Source organism: Streptomyces sp. NBC_00466 (genome assembly GCF_041433995.1).
Classification (GTDB): domain Bacteria; phylum Actinomycetota; class Actinomycetes; order Streptomycetales; family Streptomycetaceae; genus Streptomyces.
In genome coordinates, this window is sequence record NZ_CP107896.1 from 1,441,877 (window position 1) to 1,459,194 (window position 17,318).

General features: G+C 71.0%; 12 protein-coding genes and 1 pseudogene. 6 read left to right on the plus strand and 7 right to left on the minus strand.

Features of this window, described 5'->3' with window-relative positions:
- Positions 1-40 precede the first annotated feature (40 nt).
- Positions 41-1,234 (minus strand): Ig-like domain-containing protein, encoded by a 1,194-nt coding sequence (locus OG210_RS06300; RefSeq protein ID WP_371540192.1) that lies wholly within the window; start codon positions 1,232-1,234, stop codon positions 41-43.
- 160 nt (positions 1,235-1,394) lie between these two features.
- On the opposite strand from OG210_RS06300, the gene glgX reads away from it, so the two are divergent.
- Positions 1,395-3,668, plus strand: a complete 2,274-nt coding sequence (glgX, locus tag OG210_RS06305) for a glycogen debranching protein GlgX (protein WP_371535223.1) — start codon at positions 1,395-1,397, stop codon at positions 3,666-3,668.
- A 27-nt stretch (positions 3,669-3,695) separates the two neighbouring features.
- On the opposite strand, the gene OG210_RS06310 is transcribed toward glgX, so the two are convergent.
- Genes OG210_RS06310 through OG210_RS06325 form a run of 4 tightly spaced genes read right to left on the minus strand, consistent with a single transcriptional unit; the run spans position 3,696 to position 7,360 of the window.
- Positions 3,696-4,337, minus strand: coding sequence for a response regulator transcription factor (locus OG210_RS06310; RefSeq protein ID WP_328331637.1), 642 nt, complete (start codon positions 4,335-4,337; stop codon positions 3,696-3,698).
- Positions 4,327-5,640 (minus strand): sensor histidine kinase, encoded by a 1,314-nt coding sequence (locus OG210_RS06315; protein WP_328331635.1) that lies wholly within the window; start codon positions 5,638-5,640, stop codon positions 4,327-4,329. Before OG210_RS06315 ends, OG210_RS06310 begins: the two co-directional genes overlap by 11 nt.
- 35 nt (positions 5,641-5,675) lie before the next feature.
- Positions 5,676-6,461, minus strand: coding sequence for an ABC transporter permease (locus tag OG210_RS06320; RefSeq protein ID WP_328331633.1), 786 nt, complete (start codon positions 6,459-6,461; stop codon positions 5,676-5,678).
- Complete coding sequence (locus OG210_RS06325) at positions 6,458-7,360, minus strand: ABC transporter ATP-binding protein (RefSeq protein ID WP_328331631.1); 903 nt, start codon at positions 7,358-7,360, stop codon at positions 6,458-6,460. The genes OG210_RS06320 and OG210_RS06325 overlap by 4 nt, the downstream gene beginning before the upstream one ends.
- Before the next feature lie 173 nt (positions 7,361-7,533).
- On the opposite strand from OG210_RS06325, the gene OG210_RS06330 reads away from it, so the two are divergent.
- The 3 genes from OG210_RS06330 (at position 7,534) to OG210_RS06340 (ending at position 11,765) form a co-directional block, all read left to right on the plus strand.
- On the plus strand, positions 7,534-9,327 hold the full coding sequence (locus OG210_RS06330) for an ABC transporter ATP-binding protein (protein ID WP_371535227.1): 1,794 nt from the start codon (positions 7,534-7,536) through the stop codon (positions 9,325-9,327).
- Positions 9,324-11,222 (plus strand): ABC transporter ATP-binding protein, encoded by a 1,899-nt coding sequence (locus OG210_RS06335; protein ID WP_371535229.1) that lies wholly within the window; start codon positions 9,324-9,326, stop codon positions 11,220-11,222. Before OG210_RS06330 ends, OG210_RS06335 begins: the two co-directional genes overlap by 4 nt.
- Before the next feature lie 381 nt (positions 11,223-11,603).
- A complete protein-coding gene (locus OG210_RS06340) occupies positions 11,604-11,765 on the plus strand; it encodes a hypothetical protein (RefSeq protein WP_371540579.1) in 162 nt (53 codons plus the stop codon).
- An 8-nt stretch (positions 11,766-11,773) separates the two neighbouring features.
- Here OG210_RS06340 and OG210_RS06345 read toward each other — a convergent pair.
- Both OG210_RS06345 and OG210_RS06350 read right to left on the minus strand, forming a co-directional pair.
- A pseudogene (locus OG210_RS06345) lies at positions 11,774-11,974 on the minus strand (hypothetical protein); the annotation flags it as partial.
- 145 nt (positions 11,975-12,119) lie between these two features.
- Positions 12,120-13,094 carry a sulfurtransferase gene (locus OG210_RS06350; protein WP_328331625.1) on the minus strand — a complete coding sequence of 325 codons (975 nt, stop codon included), beginning with the start codon at positions 13,092-13,094 and terminating at the stop codon, positions 12,120-12,122.
- A 306-nt stretch (positions 13,095-13,400) separates the two neighbouring features.
- On the opposite strand from OG210_RS06350, the gene OG210_RS06355 reads away from it, so the two are divergent.
- Together OG210_RS06355 and OG210_RS06360 are read left to right on the plus strand one after the other, a co-directional pair.
- The gene (locus tag OG210_RS06355; RefSeq protein ID WP_371535231.1) at positions 13,401-15,431 is read left to right on the plus strand and encodes a M4 family metallopeptidase; all 2,031 of its coding nucleotides are present in this window, start codon (positions 13,401-13,403) and stop codon (positions 15,429-15,431) included.
- Between the two features lie 189 nt (positions 15,432-15,620).
- Positions 15,621-17,252 (plus strand): M4 family metallopeptidase, encoded by a 1,632-nt coding sequence (locus tag OG210_RS06360; RefSeq protein ID WP_328331621.1) that lies wholly within the window; start codon positions 15,621-15,623, stop codon positions 17,250-17,252.
- Positions 17,253-17,318: the final 66 nt, after the last annotated feature.

The window sequence follows — 17,318 nt, forward strand, 5'->3', positions numbered from 1 at the left end:
CACAGCGGGAAGGCGGGGGTTCAAGCGGGAAGGCGGGGGTTCAGCCGAGCGCGGAGCCGGACTTCCAGTGGGCCCAGTCCAGGTTCCAGCCGCTGAGCCCGTTGTCCGGTGCGACCTTCGTGTCCGGTGAGTTGACGATCTCGACCACGTCCCCGATCAGTGTGTGGTCGAAGAGCCAGCCGGCCGGGGAGTCGGCGCTGCCGCCGCGCACGTCGCGCAGCCCGACGCAGCCGTGGCTGGTGTTGGACGCGCCGAACGTGTCGCCGGGCGCCCAGTAGTTGCCGTGCAGGAACGTCCCCGAGTTGGTCAGCCGCATCGCGTGCGGGACATCCGGGATGTCGTACTCACCGCCGAAGCCGACCGTCCGGCCGTTCATCCGGGTCACGGCGTGCTTCTCCATGACGACCATCCTGCCGTTGTACGTGGGGTGTTTCGCGGCGCCCGCGGTGACCGGCAGGGTTGCCAGGAGTTCGCCGTCACGGCGTACGGCCATGGTGTGCGCCGCCGTGTCGACCACGGACACCTGGGAGCGGCCCACCGTGAAGCCGATGGTCTTCTGCTGGGTCCCGTACACCCCCGGCGCCGCCTGCACGTCGCGCAGCCGCATCCCGACGGAGACCCGGGTGCCCGGCTTCCAGTACGCGCCCGGCCGGAAGTCCAGACGCCTGCTGCCGAACCAGTGGCCCCCGACCGGGACCGAAGGGGTGGCGGTGACACGGATCGCCCGCTCCACGGCCCGGCGGTTCTCGACGGGGCGGTTGAAGTTGAAGGAGACGATCATGCCGGTGCCGACGGTGGAGCCGTTCTCCGGTGTGAAGTACCCGATGAAGCGGTGCGGGGGAACGAACGTGGTGAAGGTGGTGTGGCGGGCGAGGGTGTGGCCGTCCCCGTCGGAGGCCACCGCGTCCACGGAGTACTCGGATGCGAGCCCCAGCCGGCCGCCGTCCGGCTTCCAGGTCCTGCCGTCGCCGGAGACACTGCCCGGAAGCACCTCGCGGTGTCCGTCGGTGCCGCTGTAGACCGTGACCTGTTCGAGCCGCTTCCCGTCCGGTACCCGCACCTCGACCTTGTCGTGCGCGCGGACGCCCTTCGCGCCGTCGTCCGGCACCACCCGGATCGCCTCTTCGGGGGCCCGCGGTTTTCCGTCCCAGCTGGACCCGCATCCGGTCAGTCCGGCCAGCAGTCCCGCCCATACCAGCGCGGCCGCGACGCCCGCCCGTGTCCGCTTTGTCAGTTGTCTCACAGAGCGCTCAACGACCACCCCCCTGCGGGGGAAACGTGAGATTGCCGGTTGTTGCGGGCAGAACAAGAGCGAGGACCATGCGAGGGAGCCGCGGCCGGGACGCCGGGGCCCGACGCGCCGCCGGTCCCGATGAGCCGCGGGAGGCCGACAGGTGTCGAGCGCAGCCGAGCAGGAGACCGCACCGGAAGCGGTGCAGGAAGCCGTGCCCGACGCGGTGCAGGAAGCCGTGCCGGGCGCCGTACCCGGGGCGGTGTCCGAAGCCGTACCGGACGCGGTGACCGTGTGGCCCGGTACGCCCATGCCGCTGGGGGCGCGGTACCGGGTCGGGCCGGACGGGGTCGCCGGTACCAACTTCGCGCTCTGGGCGGGCGGCGCCGAGGCCGTCGAGCTCTGCCTCTTCGACGGAGCAGGCCAGGAGACGCGCTGCGGACTGACCGAGCTGACCCATGAGATCTGGCACGGATTCCTGCCCGGGGTCCGGCCCGGACAGCGGTACGGCTACCGCGTCCGGGGCCGCTGGGACCCGTGGACGGGGGCCCGCTGGAACGCGGCGAAGCTGCTCCTCGACCCGTACGCGCGCGCCGTGGACGGGGAGTTCCGGCTGCCCCCCGAGGTGTACGGGCATGTCAGGGACTGGCCGGACCAGGGAGTCGCCGACACCGTGCGCGACGACCGGGACTCGGCGCCGTACGTCCCCAAGGGCGTCGTCGTCCACGACGACACCCCCGGCGACGAGTGGGCGGACGACCTGCGGCCCAAGACGCCGTGGGCGGACACCGTCATCTACGAGCTGCATGTGCGCGGCTTCACCATGCGGCACCCCGGGATCCCCGAGGAGCTGCGGGGGACATACGCGGGTCTGGCCCATCCGGCGGCGATCGGCCATCTCGTACGGCTCGGGGTGACGGCCGTCGAGCTGCTGCCGGTGCACCAGTTCGCGCATGAGGACCATCTGCTGCGGCGCGGGCTGCGGAACTACTGGGGCTACAACTCGGTCGGCTACTTCGCCCCGCACGCCGGGTACGCGGCGTCCGGGACCGGCGGCGAGCAGGTCGGCGAGTTCAAGCGGATGGTGCAGGCGCTGCACGCCGCCGGGATCGAGGTCATCCTCGACGTCGTCTACAACCACACGGCGGAGGCCGGTGAGCTGGGGCCGACGCTGTCGCTGCGCGGGGTCGACAACCGCGGCTACTACCGGCTCCAGGACGACCCGCGCCGGTACGCGGACTACACCGGCTGCGGCAACACTCTGCACGTGGTGCAGCCCCATGTGCTGCGGCTGATCACCGACTCGCTGCGGTACTGGGTCACCGAGATGGGCGTGGACGGCTTCCGCTTCGATCTGGCCGCCGCGCTGGCCCGGTCCTTCCACGACGTCGACATGCTCTCCCCCTTCCTGGCGGTGATCGCCCAGGACCCGGTGCTGCGGCGGATGAAGCTGATCGCCGAGCCCTGGGACGTGGGCAATGGCGGCTACCAGGTGGGCGCCTTCCCGCCGCTGTGGACGGAGTGGAACGACCGCTACCGGGATGCCGTACGGGACTTCTGGCGGGGTGCGCTGCCCGACGTACGCGATCTGGGGTACCGGCTCTCCGGTTCCAGCGACCTCTACGCCTGGGGCGGGCGGCGTCCGCAGGCATCCGTCAACTTCATCACGGCGCACGACGGTTTCACCCTGCGCGACCTGGTGTCCTATCAGCACAAGCACAACGAGGCCAACGGGGAGGACAACCGGGACGGCACCGACGACAACCGCTCGTGGAACTGCGGTGCGGAGGGCGGGACGGACGACCCCGGGGTCGGCGCGCTGCGCCGGAGGCAGCTGCGGTCGCTGCTCACGACGCTGCTGGTGTCGACCGGGGTGCCGATGATCGTCGCCGGTGACGAGATGGGGCGGACGCAGGGCGGCAACAACAACGCGTACTGCCAGGACAACGAGGTCAGCTGGGTCGACTGGACGCTGCTCGACGAACCGGGCCCGCGGATGCTGCTCGGCCTCACCTCCCGGCTGCTCGCGCTGCGCCATGCCCATCCGGTGCTGCGCCGCCGGGCGTTCTTCTCCGGGGCGCGCGCGGGCGACGGGCTGCGGGATCTCGCCTGGTTCACCCCGTACGGCCGGGAGATGACCGAGCAGGACTGGTACGCGCCGGCCGCCACGCTCGGGGTCTATCTCTCGGGGGCCGACATCCCCGGCCGGGACGCCAGGGGCGAGCGGATCACCGACGACAGCTTCCTGACGGTTCTGCACTCGGCGGAGCGGCCGGTGGACTTCCTGCTTCCCGGGGCCCCGTGGGCGGACACCTACGAACTGCTGGTCGACACCTCGCTGGAGGACCAGAGCGCGGCGCCGGGCACGCTGCACCGGGGCGGCGCCGTGCTCACGGTGCCGGCCCGGTCGGTGCTGCTGCTGAAGGTGCGGGCCTGAAAGCGGCTGGTGCGTGCCGGGCCCGCGTCAGCCGAGGATCTTGCGGTCGTACGCCACCGCGACCGCCGCTGCCCGGTCCTTGACGTCCAACTTCCCGTAGATATGGGTCAGATGGGTCTTGACCGTCGCCTCGCTGATGAAGAGCTCACGCGCGATGTCGCGGTTGGACGTACCCCTGGCGACCAGTACGAGCACCTCGCGTTCGCGGGCGCTGAGCGCGTCGCGGCCGGGCGCGAGCGGGGTGCGCACCCGCGAGACGAGCCGGGAGGCGACCGCCGGGGAGAGCACCGTACGGCCGTCCGCCGCGGCCCGTACCGCGGTGAAGAGCTCGTCGCGCGGGGCGTCCTTGAGCAGATAGCCGGTGGCGCCCGCCTCGATGGCCGGGAGGGTGTCGGAGTCCGTGTCGTACGTCGTGAGGACGAGCACCTTGGCCCGGCTGCCGCGGCGGGTCAGTTCGGCGATGGCGTCCACGCCGTTGCCGCCCGGCATCCGCAGGTCCATGAGGACCACATCGGGGTCGAGCCGGACGGCCAGCTCGACGCCCGCGACGCCGTCGGCGGCCTCGCCGAGCACCTGGAAGCCGGGGGCCTCGGTGAACATGCCGCGCAGACCGTCCCGGACCACGGGATGGTCGTCGACGATCAGCAGGGTGATGACATCAGAGTTCATGGCGGACCAAAGGTACGCGAGCCGACACCGCCGTGCCGTGCCCCGGCTCGGACTCGACCGCAACCGTGCCCGCGATCCGCTCGGCGCGGGCGCACATCCCACCGAGGCCGAAGCCGCCGTCGGTGCTGCGCGGCGGCAGCGCGAGCGGGTCGAAGCCGCGGCCGTCGTCGCGTACGTCCAGCGTCATCTCGTCGTCCATGTACGAGAGGGTGACCCCGACCCGGGAGGCCGCGGCGTGCCGTCCCGTGTTGGCGAGGGCCTCCTGGGCGATCCGCAGCAGGGTGGCCTCGACCTCGTCGTGCAGCGGCTCGGCGGTGCCGGTGACGGTGAACTCGGCGCGCACGCCGGCCTCCGCCGACCACTCGGCGACCAGCTTCTTCAGCGCCTCCGGGAGCGAGGCCTCGGCCAGGGCGACCGGGCTGAGGTTCTGCACCGAGCGCCGGGCCTCGCCCAGGCTGTGCCGGGCCAACTCCTGGGCGCGGGCCAGGTGTTCACGGGCGGCGTCCGGGGTCCTGGTGACGGCGACGACCTGGAGCTGGGTGATGATGCCCGCGAGCCCCTGCGCGATGGTGTCGTGGATCTCGGCGGCCAGCCTGCGGCGCTCGTCGGCGACCCCGGCCTCCCGCGCCTGGACGAGGAGCTGGGCGTGCAGGGCGGCGTTCTCGTCGAGCGCCTGCTGCAGGCGGACGTTGGTGCGCTCCAGCTCGCCGATGGTCTCGGTCTGCTGCGTCGCGCGCTCCCCCTCCAGATTGGCGAAGTGGGTGAAGACGGTGAGCAGGGTGACGTTGACGCCCAACAGCGCGGGGAACACCATCCAGCCGATGAGGCCGTCCGGTGGCAGCCCGCCGGCCTGGGAGCCCGACACGGTGACCGCGCTGGCGAGCAGCCCGATCCGTACCAGCCTGCGGGGCAGCAGCCTCTCGGCGCCGAAGTAGCCGGTGACCGCGTAGAACGCGTAGAAGGTGTTCAGCCAGGTCAGGGCGAAGGCGATCGCCCAGCGCAGTACGTAGTAGCAGATGCCCGCCGTCGAGGGGGCGGGCCGGGTGCGGACCGCGTTGCCCCACCACAGCTGGAGTACGGCCCCCGCCGCGGTGAGGACCGCCGCCGCGACCAGTTCGGACCGGGTCATGTGCAGCGCACCGGCGGTGGCGGCCGCGGCGAGGGTGCCGATGGCGAGCAGCGCGTAGGGGCCCCAGCGGTAGAAGGCCGCCCACCCGGCGCCGAGCCTGGAGCCGCCGATCACCGGCGCGACGGCCTCGCGGCCGGGCACCGGGCAGGCGGGGCCGGTCAGGTCCGTTGTCATCCATTCAGTCTGCCCGTACCGGCCCATGGTGGCGGTCACTCCCAGCGGAACCAGCGGTTGGCCGCGGCCGACAGCAGCAGCGCCCACAGGGCGAGCACGCCCAGGTGGGTCCAGCCGGGCCAGCTGCCCGTCGCCGCCGTGTTGAGGGCCTGCGCCGCGGCACCGAAGGGGGTCAGTTCGACGACGTGCGCCATGGCGTCCGGCATCGCCTGGACGGGCAGCCAGACCCCGGCGCAGAACATCATCGGGAAGAGGACGGCGGAGCCGACCGCGTTCGCGATCTTCTGGGTGCGTGACAGGGCGGTCACCACGGAGCCCAGGGCGAGCGCGGCGCAGATCGCCAGGACGAGCGAGAGCAGATAGCCGAAGATCTGCTGGGGCAGGGCGACCTTGAAGGCGATCCGCCCGACGACGAGCAGCAGCAGGGTCGAGACGAGTGCCGCGGCACCGTGCAGGCCCATCTGCGCGGTGAGCAGGGCGTGCGGCCTGACCGGTGTGGTGGACATCCGGCGCAGGATGCCGCGCTCGCGGTATCCGGTGATCACCTGGGGCATCGCCTGCAGCCCGGCCAGGATCATCGCGAGCAGCACGGTGACCGGGACGTACACGCTGATCATTGTCTGGCCCCCGATGGAGGAGTCGTGCTCCCGGAAGGACGGGATGGAGCCGAGGATCACCAGCAGGATGGTGGGGAACGCCATGACCCAGAAGAGGGTGGCCGGTTCACGGCGGAAGAGCCTGAACTCGGAGCGCAGGACTGCGGCGGAAGCGCCGGTCCCGGCGGTGGCCTTCGTACGGGTGGTCGCGGTCGCTGTGGTCATGCTGCGGCTCCCGTCAGGTCCAGGAACGCGTCGTCCAGCGTGGCGTCGGTGACCCGGAGTTGGTGTGCGGTGATGTGGTGCCTGGCGAGCAGGGTGATGACGGCGTTGACCGTCTCGTCGGTGCCTTCGATGACCAGCGCGCCGTCCCGGTGCTGTACGGAGGTGGCGCCGGGCAGTGCGTCCAGTTCACTGTCGTCGAGCGGCTGCGAGGGGGTGAAGGAGATGACCGTCGAGCTGGACGAGCGGCGGATGAGGCCCGCCGGTGTGTCGAGCGCGGCGACCCGGCCCCGGTCGATCACGGCGATGCGGTCGCAGAGGCGCTGGGCCTCCTCCATGAAGTGGGTGACGAGCAGGACGGTCACTCCGCTGTCCCTGACGTCCTCGATCAGCGCCCAGGTGTCGCGGCGGGCGCGCGGGTCGAGTCCGGTCGTCAGCTCGTCGAGTACGACCACCTTGGGGTTGCCGATCAGTGCCAGTGCGATGGAGAGCCGCTGCTTCTGGCCGCCGGACAGCTTGGCGAAGCGGGAGCCGGCCTTCTCGGCGAGGCCGAGCCGTTCGGCGAGCGGCCGCCAGTCGGCGGGGTGCGGATAGAAGGACGAGTAGAGCTCCAGCGCCTCACGGACGGTGATCTTCGGCTGGAGTTCGCTCTCCTGGAGCTGGGCGCCGAGGATCCGCGTCACCCTGTTGTGGTCGGCGACCGGATCGAATCCGGCCACCCGCACCACGCCCCCGTCGGGCACCCGCAGCCCCCCGATGCACTCGACTGTCGTGGTCTTCCCCGCGCCGTTCGGCCCGAGAATCCCGAAGATCTCCCCCACCTCGACGGCGAAGGACACGCCGTCGACGACGTGCTTGCCGCCGTATGCCTTACGCAGCCCGTCCACTTCGATGATTGCCATACCCACAGGCTCCCGGGGGACGGCGATCCGCGGCATCCGCCATCACGCTCGAACAGGCATCAGCCGATCGGCTGATGCCGGGGTACGACCTGACGCCGGATCCCCGCCGGGCGGCGCGGACTGCCGCGAAATCCGGTGGGCACTGTCAGTGCCGGACCGTAGGCTCCCGCCCGATGCCCGAAACACATGCAACAGACAGACAACTCTCCGGCGTGCGTTCACTGCTGCGGCTCTGGCCGTATGTGCGGCCGGTGCGAAGACGGCTGGCCGCAGCGGCTCTGGTGGGGATCATCGCCTCCTGTCTGAGCCTGGTCATCCCGCTCGTACTGAAGTGGATCGTCGACGGCCCGGTGTCCGACCGGGACACCCGCGGGGTCTGGGTCGGCGCGCTGATGCTGTTCGGATTCGGGGTCGCCGAGGCGCTGCTCTTCGGCCTGCGGCGGTGGCTGGTGGCCCGGCCGCTCTCCTGGGTCGAGGCGTCGATGCGGGCCGACCTCTACCGCCATCTGCAACGGCTTCCGGTGGCCTTCCACGACCGGTGGCCGTCCGGCCAGTTGCTCTCGCGCGGCACGACCGATCTGATGCTGGTGCGGATGTTCCTCGCCTTCCCGCTGACCTTCCTCCTGGTCAACGGGGTGACGATCGTGGTCGGCTTCGTCATCCTGCTGATGCAGCGGTGGACGCTGGGGCTGGTACTGCTGGCTCCCGCGATTCCGCTGATGATCCTCTGCAAGGTCTTCGAGGAGAAGTACTCCAAGGTCGCCAGGGTCTCCCAGGACCAGGTCGGCGACATCACCACGGTCGTCGAGGAGAGCGTGCTCGGCATCCGCATCATCAAGGGCTTCGGACGCCACCGCAGCCAGGCCCTGGCCTTCCGTGAGCTGTCGGGGCGGCTGCGCTCGACGGAGCTGGTCAAGGCGCGGCTCCTGGCGGGCATCTGGGCGGTGATCACCACCATTCCCGAGCTGGCGATCGGCGCGGCCCTCGTCCTCGGCACGGTCCAGGTCGCCGACGGGCATCTCTCCGCGGGCACCCTGGTCGCCTTCCTCTCCACCGCGCTCGCCCTGCGCTGGCCGGTGGAGTCGATCGGCTTCCTGCTGGCGATCACCCAGGACGCGTCGACCGCCACCCAGCGGTACTTCGAGGTGATCGACGTGGCCGAGGAGGCGGACGAAGCCGGTCCGGCCGCGCTCAGCCCCGGTGCCGGCGGTGCCGGTGACACCGGCGGCCTGCGCTTCGAGGACGTCGAGTTCCGGTATCCCGACGCCGCACCCGGCACCCCGCCCGTCCTCGACGGCATCGATCTGCACATCCGGCCGGGCGAGACGCTGGCCGTGGTGGGCGCCACCGGTTCGGGCAAGACCACGCTCACCGCGCTCGTACCGCGACTGCACGAGATCACCGGGGGCCGCATCACCCTCGACGGTCAGGACATCACCGCACTGCCCCGCGAGCAGCTGCGCGAGCTGGTGTCGGTGGCCTTCGAGGAGCCCACCCTCTTCTCCGCGAGCGTCGCCGAGAACGTCCGGATGGGCGCGGCGGGCGCCGACGACGACGCGCTGCTGCGCGCCCTGTCCACCGCCCAGGCCGACTTCGTGCACGAGCTGCCGCACGGCCCGGACACCCAGGTCGGCGAGCAGGGGCTGAGCCTGTCGGGCGGGCAGCGCCAGCGGCTCGCGCTGGCCCGGGCCGTCGTCGGGCAGCCGCGCTTCCTGGTGCTCGACGATCCGCTGTCCGCGCTGGACGTGCACACCGAGGCGCTGGTGGAGGCCGCCCTGCGCCGGGTGCTCGCGGAGACGACGGCCCTCGTCATCGCGCACCGGCCGTCGACCGTGCTGCTCGCCGACCGGGTCGCGCTGCTCTCCAACGGGCGTATCGACGCGGTGGGCACCCACCACGAACTTCTGCAGAGCAACGCCGAGTACGCCTGGCTGATGTCCGGCGCCGAAGGGGACGGGACCCGATGACCACCACCGTCGACGGCCGGGGGGCCGCGGAACCGGGCCCTGGTGAGGAGCCCGGCTCAGGACCCGCCGCAGGACCCGCGGCCGTACCGCAGAAGGCCGGTGACGACCCGTTCGACAAGGACGAGCTGCCGGCCCCGCCCGGCGCGACCGGCGCCCTGCTGCGCTCGCTCGTCGCGCCGCACCGGACGGCGGCGATCGTCTCCGCCGTGCTGATGCTGATCCAGCAGGCGGCGGTGCAGGCCGGGCCGCTGCTCGTCGCGTACGCCATCGACACCGGTGTCCCCGCCTTCCGCGACCACGACCACGGCCCGCTGATCGCCGTGGCCGTCGGCTACCTCGCCAGCGCGCTGCTCTCCGGCGGCCTGCAGTACGCGTTCGTCCAGGTGTCCGCCCGCGTCAACCAGGGCGCCCTGCTGGACCTGCGGGGCCGGATCTTCCGCCACGCGCAGGCCCTGAGCGTGGACTTCCACGAGCGCTACACGTCGGGCCGGCTGATCTCCCGCTCCACCAGCGATGTGGAGTCGCTGCGCGAACTGCTCAGCGACGGGCTCCAGGAGCTGATCGGCGTCGTGCTCTCCGCCGTCTACATCTGCGCGATGCTGCTGTATCTCGATGCCGGGCTGGGCGCCGTGGCCGTGCTGTCGTTCGCACCGCTGTACCTGCTGATCCGGCGCTACCGGCGGCGGGTCGGCGTCGTGTTCAGCCGGCGTTCCACCGCGGTCGCCGCCGTCATCGTGAAGTTCGCCGAGACGATGAACGGCATCCGGCCGGTGCGGGCCTTCCGCCGGGAGCGCGCCAACGACACCGAGTTCGACCGGCTCAACCACCGCCACGAGCGGGCCAACGGGGACTCCATGCTGGAGATGGCCCGCTATGTGACCGGCTCCCGCCTGATCGCCAACACCGCCGTCGCGTGCATCGTGCTGTGGGGCGCCTACCGGGTCACCCAGGGCGGGCTCGAACTCGGGGTGCTGGCGGCATCGGTGCTGTATCTGCGCAGGCTGTACGACCCGATCGACCGGCTCGGCATGTTCCTCAACTCGTATCAGTCGGCGGCCGCCTCGCTGGAGAAGATCGCCGGGCTGCTGGCCCAGGAGCCGACGGTCCCGGCGCCGGTGAATCCGCGTACGCTGCCCGCCCTCGCGTCCGAACACCCGGGCCGCGAAGTCGTGTTCGACGGCGTCCGGTTCGCGTACCGCACCGGCGGTGAGGTGCTGCCGCGCTTCGACCTCACCATCCCGGCGGGCCAGACCGTCGCGGTCGTCGGCTCGACCGGCGCGGGCAAGTCGACCCTCGCCAAGCTCCTCGCCCGGTTCTACGACCCGACCGAGGGGCAGGTCCGGCTCGACGGCGTCGGCCTGGGCGACCTGGACGTGCCCGAACTGCGGCGCGGGGTCGTCATGGTGACGCAGGAGGCGTTCCTCTTCTCCGGGACGATCGCCGAGAACATCGCCATCGGCCGCCCCGAGGCCACCCCTGCCGAGATCGAACGGGCGGCGAAGGCGATCGGCGCGCACGACTTCATCAGCGCGCTGCCGGACGGGTACGACACGGATGTACGCAAGCGCGGCGGCCGGATCTCCGCCGGCCAGCGGCAGTTGGTGGCGTTCGCCCGCGCGCTGCTCGCCGACCCGGCCGTACTGATCCTGGACGAGGCGACCAGCTCGCTGGACATCCCGGGCGAGCGGGCGGTGCAGCGCGCCATGGACACGGTGCTGCACGGCCGCACGGCCGTGGTCATCGCCCACCGGCTCTCCACGGTGGAGATCGCCGACCGGGTCCTGGTGATGGAGGACGGCCGGATCACCGAGGACGGCACCCCGGACTCGCTCATCGGCGGAAGCGGACAGTTCGCGGGGCTGCACCGGGCCTGGCGGGAGAGCGTGGTGGGGTGAACAGGCAGACAGTGCCGGGGCCGGCACGGTCTGCCTGCCCCGGCACCAGGATCCCGGCTTCGTGACGACGGAGGCGTCTCGTCCGGGCTGACGTGCTCAGCGCATGTCGGCCGGGCGCTCGGCCCCGTCGAAGGGGAAGCGGCTGCGGAAGTCGTCGGCCGCGTTCTCCAGCGTGCAGAGCTGACGCCGTCGTGCGAGGAGACGTAGTCGATGAAGCGCTCCAGCATCAGCAGCACCTGCGGGCGGCCGCTCACATCCGGGTGCAGCGTGATCGGCAGGACCGCGTAGTCCAGCTCCCGGTATACCCAGTCGAACTGGTCCTTCCAGTCCTGTTCCAGGGAGCGCGGGCTGACGTAGCCGTGGCTGTTGTGGGAGTGCTTGTTGAACATCATGGGCGGCAGGTCGTCGACGTACCAGTTGCCGCAGAACTCGACCCGGTCGACCTCGTTGCCGCTGACCCCGGACGGCTCGCCGTCCAGGCTGCAGACGACGCCCTCCCCTGCGTACGTCTCCACGATCCGTTCGGCCACATCGTGGGTGTAGGGCAGGGCGAGACCCAGCCGGGTCACCCCGTACGCGGCGCAGGCGTCGAGCAGCACGAGGGTGGAGGTGGTGGCCGGTACGCCGGTGGCACCTGTGATCGAGGCGCACACCTCGCGGTCGCGGTCGATACCGAGCCAGGAGCCCGAGGTGCCGTTCCAGGCGATCACATCGACCTTGGCATCGGCGAGCTGCCGGGCGCCGGCCAGCATCGGCGCGGTGTCGAACTGCGCGTCGGAGCCGCCGTCGAGGGCGATGCGGGTGACGGGCACGCGAGCGAAGTGCGCCGTCACGTCGGCGCCGGTGGAGCCGATGAGCCGGTACGTCAGCGGTTCCAGGCCGGTGTTGGAGTGCTCGTCAAGGGTGTTGAGGTGAAGGTCCGTTACCAGCCACCACAGGCCGGGCCGACGGCAGCCCCCACTCGCTCCAGGACCCGTCGTACACGGACAGGTCGCGATACCCGGCGAGTTCGGCCCCCAGGGCCAGGACGCAGGCGGTGACTCCCGATCCGCAGCTGAGGACCAACCGCTCGCGGCCGCCCGCGGCTGCGGCGAATGCGGTACGCAGCCGGGCCGCCGGGAGCATCCGGCCGCGGTGCTGGATCTCCCCGAAGGGCAGATTCGCCGCTCCCGGCATATGGCCGCCGCGCAGCCCCGGACGGGGTTCGGCGGCCTCGCCGGAGAACCGGCCGCGGGCCCGGGCGTCGAGGACGGCGGCACCCGGGTCGGCGAGCGCCGCGGCGACCTCGGCACCGTCGGCGAACAGGCCAGGGCGGGGCCGGGCGGTGAAGTCACCACGCAGGCACACGGGTTCGGGTCCATCGCTCACCACCGGCAGCCCCGCATCGGTCCAGGCGGGCAGCCCGCCGTCGAGTACGGCGGCCCGGTCGAAGCCCATCGCCCGCAGCATCCACCAGGCTCTGGCGCTGGAGTAGACGCCCACGGCGTCGTACACCACGACGGCGTCGGTGTCGTTCACGCCAAGGGCGCGCAGCTCGTCGGTGAAGTGACCGGCGCCCGGCATGGTGTGCGGCAGCGGACTCGTGCGGTCGGACAGCGCCCCGTCGATGTCGAAGATCCGGGCGCCCGGGATCGCCGTCCGGCCGTCCCGTACGCGGGGCGCGCCTCCGGGAGCATCCGGTTCGACGCGTCGGTGCGCGCCCACCGACGCGTCGAGCACCACGAGCCCCGGCCCACCGAGCCGGGGAGCGAGCCACTCGACGCCGACCAGCGGGCCGGGCAGCGCACCGGCCGACGGCCCGCCCGGAGTGCCACCACCGACCGGCAGACCGACCGGCGAAGGTGTCTCCCCCGGTGAGTTCCCCGCGCCCATCCGGCACCTCCGTGGATCAGGCAAGGGCCTGTGCGCCCTGCTCAGGGGTCAAGGCTGCCATCTCGCGTACACAGGCGCCCACTTGGACCTCCGCCGCACGCCGGCAAGGAGCAGCACACCAACCGTCAGCAAACATTCCGTATAGCGAACACGACCATGCGGACAACGGACGATTTCCAGCCAACCTTTTGACGCGGTCCTGACACAGGGTCCTCACAGATGTCACTCTCTCCCCGTTCTGCGCACTGCTTGCTCGTCAGAGCGGCCCATCAGGTCGCTCTGTCCACCCATGCAGAAGGAGTCCGCGTGAGACCCACGCACCGTCGTGCCACCGCCACCGGCGCACTCGTCGCCGCTGCGGCACTGCTCGCCGTAGGAGTACAGGCCGGCACAGCCTCCGCATCACCCGGGAACACCGCCGCTTCGGCCGCGATCACCGGCAAGTCCGTCCCCGGCGCCGCCCCGGCAGCCCTCTCGCCCTCCCAGCGGGCCGAGTTGCTGCGCCAGGCGAACGCCACCAAGGCGGACACCGCCCGGAATCTCGGTCTCGGAGCACATGAACAGCTCCAGGTCCACGACGTCACCAAGGACCGTGACGGCACCACGCACACCCGGTACGAGCGCACCTACGACGGACTTCCCGTCCTCGGCGGCGATCTGGTCGTCGACACCTCGAAGGCGGGAGCGACCGAGGGCGTCACCAAGGCGTCCCGCGCGGAACTGAAGAACGTGAACACCAGCGCGGCCGTCGCGCCGGCCACCGCCGAGAAGTCGGCAGTGAAGGCCGCTGCCGCGCAGGGGTCGGCGAAGACCTCGGCCGACCGGGCGCCCCGCAAGGTGGTCTGGATGGCGCAGGGCAAGCCGACGCTCGCCTACGAGACGGTCGTGGGCGGCTTCCAGGACGACGGCACCCCCAGCGAGCTGCACGTCATCACCGACGCCACCACCGGCAAGAAGCTCTTCGAGCGCCAGGCCGTCGAGACCGGCGTCGGCAACACCGAGTACAGCGGCCAGGTCACCCTCGGCACCACCCAGTCGGGGTCGAACTACACGCTGAACGACGGTGCCCGCGGCGGCCACATGACGTACAACCTGAACCACGGGAGCTCCGGCAAGGGCACCCTGTACACCAACACCACGGACACCTGGGGCAACGGCCTGGCCTCCAACTCGGAGACCGCGGCGGCCGACGCCCACTACGGGGCCGCGGAGACCTGGGACTTCTACAAGAACGTCTTCGGCCGCACCGGGATAGCGGGCGACGGCGTCGCCGCCTACTCCCGTGTGCACTACGGCAACGCGTACGTCAACGCCTTCTGGGACGACAGCTGCTTCTGCATGACGTACGGCGACGGCGAGGGCAACGCCGACCCGCTGACCGCTCTCGACGTCGCGGGCCACGAGATGTCGCACGGTGTCACAGCCGCCACCGCCGGACTCAACTACAGCGGTGAGTCCGGCGGGCTGAACGAGGCCACGTCCGACATCTTCGGTACGTCGGTCGAGTTCTACGCCAACAACGCATCGGACCCCGGTGACTACCTCATCGGCGAGAAGATCAACATCAACGGCGACGGCACCCCGCTGCGCTACATGGACAAGCCCAGCAAGGACGGCGCATCGGCCGACAACTGGTCGTCCAGCCTCGGCGGACTCGACGTCCACTACTCGTCGGGCCCGGCCAACCACTTCTTCTACCTGCTCAGCGAGGGCAGCGGCAAGAAGACCATCAACGGCGTCAACTACGACTCGCCGACATCCGACGGTCTGCCCGTGACCGGCATCGGCCGGGACAAGGCCCAGCTGATCTGGTACAAGGCGCTCACCGAGAAGTTCACGTCGACGACCAACTACGCGGCGGCCCGCACCGGGACGCTGGCGGTCGCGAGTGAGCTGTACGGCGCGACGAGTGCCGAGTACAAGTCGGTCGCGGACGCCTGGGCCGGCATCAACGTCGGCAGCAGGCCCGGCGGCGGAGACCCGGGCACGGGCACCGTCTTCCAGTCCACCACGAAGGTCGCCATCCCGGACGGCGGTCCGGCGATCAACTCGCCGATCGCAGTCACGGGCTTGACGGGCAAGGCTCCGGCCACGCTCAAGGTGGACGTCGACATCAGCCACACCTGGCGCGGCGACCTGGTCATCGACCTGGTCGGCCCGAGCGGGAAGACGTACCGGCTGAAGAACTCGAGCCCGTCCGACTCGGCGGACAACGTGGTGGCCTCGTACACGGTCAACGCGTCCACCGAGACGGCCAACGGCACCTGGAAGCTGAAGGTCCAGGATGTCGCCCGACAGGACACCGGAACGCTGAACAGCTGGAAACTGACCTTCTGATTTCCTGCCACAAAGCTGCCCGGCCGCACTAATGTTCCACCGAACGGCGTTTCACAGAAACATCGTTCGACCGCATGGCTGTTTCACAGGACAGTGCTGCCCGGGGGACCCCAATCTCCCCCGGGCGGCGCCACCACCCGCACGTCACCCGCATCTTTCCAACCCCCCACCTCTGAAAGGGAAAATCGAGTGACCTCTCACATATCGCGTTCCCAGCGCATCGCCGGTTCGATCGCCGTCGCGGCGCTGCTGGCCACCGGCCTCACCACCCTCTCCTCCGGCTCCGCGGGCGCGGCGCCCACGCCGGCCGCCTCCGGTGGGCAGGCCCTGGCCCTCTCCACCACCCAGCACGCGGCGCTGATGCGCACAGCGGCGGCCAACACCGCGAGCACCGCGGGCAAGCTCGGCCTGGGCAGCCAGGAGAAGCTCATCGTCCGGGACGTCATCAAGGACGCCAACGGCACGACGCACACGCGGTACGAGCGCACTTACGCCGGACTCCCGGTCCTCGGCGGCGACCTCGTCGTCCACACGCCGAAGTCGGGTGCCGCCACGGTCACCAAGGCGACCAAGGCGACCATCAAGGTCGCCGGCACCACCGCGGCCGTGAAGCCGGCCGCCGCCCAGCAGAAGGCGCTCAGCGCCGCCAAGTCCGCGGGCACCGCCAAGACTTCGGCCGAGAAGGCCCCGCGCAAGGTCATCTGGGCGGCCACTGGCAAGCCCACCCTGGCCTACGAGACCGTGGTCGGCGGCTTCCAGGACGACGGCACCCCCAGCGCGCTGCACGTCGTCACCGACGCCGCCACCGGCAAGAAGCTCTCCCAGTGGCAGGCCATCGAGACCGGCACCGGCACCAGCGAGTACAGCGGCAAGGTCACCCTGGGCACCACCCAGTCGGGGTCGAACTACACGCTCACCGACGGCGCCCGCGGCGGCCACCAGACGTTCAACCTGAACCACGGGACGTCCGGCAAGGGCACCCTGTTCAGCAAGAGCACCGACACCTGGGGCGACGGCACCGCCAAGAACCCGGAGACGGCGGCGGTGGACGCGCACTACGGCGCGGCCGAGACCTGGGACTTCTACAAGGACGTCCTCAAGCGCAACGGCATCGCCGGTGACGGCAAGGCGTCCTACAGCCGGGTGCACTACGGCGACTCGTACGTCAACGCCTTCTGGGACGACAGCTGCTTCTGCATGACGTACGGCGACGGCGAGGGCAACGCCGACCCGCTGACCGCCATCGACGTCGCGGGCCACGAGATGTCGCACGGCCTCACGGCGGCGACCGCCAACCTGGACTACACCGGTGAGTCCGGCGGGCTCAACGAGGCGACGTCGGACATCTTCGGCACCGCCGTCGAGTTCTACGCCAACAACACGTCGGACCCGGGCGACTACCTCATCGGCGAGAAGATCAACATCAACGGCGACGGCACCCCGCTGCGCTACATGGACAAGCCCAGCAAGGACGGCGCATCGGCCGACTACTGGTCCTCCAGCCTCGGCGACCTCGACGTCCACTACTCGTCGGGCCCGGCCAACCACTTCTTCTACCTGCTCAGCGAGGGCAGCGGCAAGAAGACCATCAACGGCGTCGACTACGACTCGCCCACGTCGGACGGCTCCACGGTCACCGGCATCGGCCGGGACAAGGCCATCCAGATCTGGTACAAGGCCCTGACGACGTACATGACGTCGACGACCGACTACGCGGCGGCCCGCACGGCGACGCTGAAGGCGGCGACCGACCTGTACGGCGCGGACAGCGCCGAGTACAAGGCGGTCGGCGCGGCCTGGACCGGCCTCAACGTGAAGTAACAGCCGGGCAGTTGCCCGACCATCCCGACTGCGAAGGCCCCGCTTCCCGCCGCACTCCGGCGGGCG